Origin of the sequence: Mesorhizobium sp. M4A.F.Ca.ET.090.04.2.1 (assembly GCF_003999085.1) — a bacterium.
GTDB lineage: Bacteria > Pseudomonadota > Alphaproteobacteria > Rhizobiales > Rhizobiaceae > Mesorhizobium.
This window is the reverse complement of the sequence record NZ_RZOT01000608.1, coordinates 1-3410: the sequence shown is the minus strand read 5'-3', so window position 1 is coordinate 3410 and position 3410 is coordinate 1. Positions and strand designations below refer to the sequence as shown.

The window sequence follows — 3410 nt, the reverse complement described above, 5'->3', positions numbered from 1 at the left end:
CCTTGGGCAGCGCCATGGCGCACGAGTGCTGCATCGCCGCGCGCGCCGAGTGCCAGGGACAGCGCATCGAGCAGGATTGATTTGCCGGCGCCGGTCTCGCCGGTGAGTACCGAGAGGCCGGGCAAGAAGTCGATGTCCAGCTTCTCGATCAGGACGATATCGCGGATCGACAGCCTGGACAGCATCGCGGATGTCAGGCGCCGGTGATCAGCTTCCCGGCCTTGGATATCCACGACCCGGCATTTTCGCGCGGCTCAAGCCCATTGCTCTGCAGGAGCTTGTAGGAATCCTTGTACCACTGGCTGTCGGGATAGTTGGTGCCGAGCACCGCCGCGGCGGTCTGCGCTTCCGAGGTCAGCCCCATGGCGTAGTAGGTTTCGGTCAGGCGCGCCAGCGCCTCCTCGACATGGCGAGTGTTGGAATAGGTTTCGACAACGGTGCGGAAACGCTTGACGGCGGCGATGTATTCGCGGCGCTCGAGATAGTAGCGGCCGATCTGCATCTCCTTGCCGGCAAGCTGGTCGGTGGCGAAGCGGATCTTCTCCTTGGCGTCGTCGACATATTCTGACGTCGGCCAGCGCGTCACCAGATCCTGCATCGTCTGTACGGTGAGGCGAGCTTCCTTCTGGTCCTGCGTGACGTCCTTGATCTGACGGTAGTAGCTCAGCCCGATGATATACTGGGCGTAGGCGGCGTCATCCGTCGACGGGTAGAGGGTCAGATAGCGCTTGGCCGAGCCGATCGCCTCGTCGTAGTGGCCGGCGCGATAGTCGGCGAAAGCGCCCATCACCATCGATTTGCGGGCGAATTCCGAATACGGGTGCTGGCGGTCGACCGCGTCGAACTTCTTGCTCGCCTCGTCCAGGCGGCCGGCATTCAGATTGGCGAGGCCCTGATTGTAGAGGACGTCCGCCGGCTCGGTCTGATCGACATAGGTCGACAGGTCGACGTCCTTCTCGGAGGACATGCAGGCAGACAGGACGAGCGATGGAACAACCACCGAAAGCGCCAGGAAAACAGCCCGGCGCGGCGCTTTCGATTGACCAACTCGCTTGAAGAACATGATTGGATTCCGCCCTTTCGGCGTCATTTCAGTCGTCATTTCGCTCTGGGGCAGCAGCCATAGACCATAACCGCCTTGCCCGGCAACGCTATCTCCGGCCAATCGCACATTTTTGTGGCGGTTTGGCACTGCCGCCGCAATGGTACGATTTCACCTGCTGGTGATGCATCCATGCAACACCGGGTCGGCCGCCACAAAGCCGGAAAATCGTTAAGAATCAGATCATCCAGGGCGCGTAGAGCGGCGCACTCACGGCAATCATTTCGGCGCTGCGACCACGCTCGCGACGTGTGGTTTCGACGATCTCGAATGCAGACCGGTCGGACAGAAGCCGACGCAAAGCCGCCGCATTCATCCTGTGGCCGCCGCGATAGGAGCGGAAGCACCCGATGAAGCGGGCGCCGGCGAGCGCCAGGTCGCCCATGGCGTCCAGCGTCTTGTGGCGCGCGAATTCGTTGGCATAGCGAAGGCCGCCCATGTTGATGACGCGGTTGTCGTCACCGATCACCAGCGAGTTCTCCAGCGACGCACCGAGCGCGTAGCCGGCGGCCCAGAGACGCTCGACGTCCTTCATGAAGCCAAAAGTGCGGGCGCGCGCGATGTCACGGCGGAAAATGTCGGGATTGATGTCGGAGGCGAAGAGCTGGCGGCCGATGGCCGGGCTCTCGAAATCGATCTCGATCTCGAAGCGCGTGCCGTCATAAGGCCTGAACTCGGCCCAAGAGGCGCCATTCTCGATGCGGACCGGCTTGACCACCCGGATGTAGCGGCGCTTGACCGGCAGCGTCTCGATGCCCGCCTGGTCGAAGGCTTCGACAAAGGGCACGGCGCTGCCGTCGAGGATCGGAACCTCACGGCCGTCGATTTCGATGACCAGATTGTCGACGCCAAGTCCAAAGACCGCGGCCATCAGATGTTCGACCGTGCCGATGTGCTCACCCGCCGGATCGCCGAGCATGGTGCAGAGGTCGGTCGCACCGACTTCGGAGACAAGCGCACGAAACTCACGGCTCTCGCCGCCATTGGAAAGCTGGAAGACAATGCCGGTATCGGCGTCCGCGGGCAGAAAATGAACGGTGACGGGCTTGCCGCTATGGACGCCTGTACCCGTCAGCGTCGCGCGCGATTTTAGTGTCGTCTGATAGTCGTGCAAGACAAACCCCATGGCCCATACTGCCTGCGTCCGCTTCATCGCTTCCTGGAGTATTTTGCGGCCGGATGGATCACCCGGCGTGCGCATACATGCGGCAAAATAAACAAGACCGTGCGGCTCTTGATATGATCGGCAGGCAGGGCCAACTCCCCGAATCCCGGCAAGCCGATAGTGCTCGGGCGAAGATAATGGTCCGGCCGGGAGAGTCCAAATCACGGTTTCTTACCCTCTGTAACCGCGATCGGACGCAAGCAGGCGTTTGTAACACCTTGTTTTTGCAGCACTTAATATATTAACAGGCAAACAATCGCTTGTCTGCCTGTTAACAACTGTTACGAACCGTTAACGGTCAATTGGCCTGGCGGCGCAGGAACGCCGGGATCTCCAGCTGGTCGTCGTCCTGCACGGCCCGGCTCTGCGGCGTCAGCCGGCCCTGGTCGTCGAGCTGGCCGCGGCGCGGCGCGTAGAGCTGCGGATCCTGGCTGGCTAGACGGCGCACTTCCGGTGCCGCCTGGCGCAGTTTCGGCTCGCGCGGCTGCGCCGGCTGCAGCCGGGCTGGCTCTTCCTCACGGCGCGTCAGCCCATTGGTAAGGCGCTTCAGCAGCCCCATCGGACCGCCGTTCTCATGGTCGGCCGGACGGCTCTTGGCCTCCACCTCGGCCTTCACCACCGGCGGAAAGTCCTCGACGCGCGGCATGCGCTGGGGTGCGGCGGCAACCGGCTGCGGCATCTCCCTGAGCGGCGCGGGCTGCACCACCTGCTGCTGGACGATGGGCTGCGGCTGGGCGGGTGGCGCCTGGAAGATCTTGCTCTGCGGACGGAATTCTTCCGCATGCGCCGTCGGCGCTGGGCGAGCCTGCGCCATCGCGGCGGCATTGGCTTCGGCAAGCTGGATCGCCTCGGCGACCGGATCGGCGGCGCGCGGCTCATAGGTCTGCTGCTGGACCGGCGCCGGCCGGCTTTCCGCGACCGGGGCGGCAGGACGGCTGACCGGCTTCTGCGGTGCGGCACGGATCGAGATCGGTGCCGCGGCGATTTCGGCCGCCGACTTGTCGATACCGGTGGCGACCACCGAGACGCGGATTACGCCTTCCAGCTCCTCGTCGAAGGTGGCGCCGAGGATGATGTTGGCGTCCTGGTCGACCTCTTCGCGTATGCGGGTCGCGGCTTCGTCGACCTCGAACAGGGTGAGGT

General features: G+C 63.6%; 3 protein-coding genes and 1 pseudogene. All 4 read right to left on the bottom strand.

Annotated elements, in window-relative coordinates; translation table 11 throughout:
• Positions 1-185: AAA family ATPase (locus tag EN781_RS29045; protein WP_145965697.1), on the bottom strand; the 185-nt coding region annotated here is incomplete at its 3' end.
• An 8-nt stretch (positions 186-193) separates the two neighbouring features.
• The gene (locus EN781_RS29040) at positions 194-1063 is read right to left on the bottom strand and encodes an outer membrane protein assembly factor BamD (RefSeq protein ID WP_126053905.1); all 870 of its coding nucleotides are present in this window, start codon (positions 1061-1063) and stop codon (positions 194-196) included.
• 217 nt (positions 1064-1280) lie between these two features.
• The gene (lpxC, locus tag EN781_RS29035; RefSeq protein ID WP_126053904.1) at positions 1281-2228 is read right to left on the bottom strand and encodes a UDP-3-O-acyl-N-acetylglucosamine deacetylase; all 948 of its coding nucleotides are present in this window, start codon (positions 2226-2228) and stop codon (positions 1281-1283) included.
• 337 nt (positions 2229-2565) lie between these two features.
• Positions 2566-3410 (bottom strand): annotated as a pseudogene (locus tag EN781_RS29030) (cell division protein FtsZ); the annotation flags it as partial.

Coding starts and splice junctions, on each gene's coding strand:
- EN781_RS29040 (WP_126053905.1), bottom strand. CDS start 1,063: ATGTTCTTCAAGCGAGTTGGTCAATCGAAAGCGCCGCGCCGGGCTGTT.
- lpxC (WP_126053904.1), bottom strand. CDS start 2,228: ATGGGGTTTGTCTTGCACGACTATCAGACGACACTAAAATCGCGCGCG.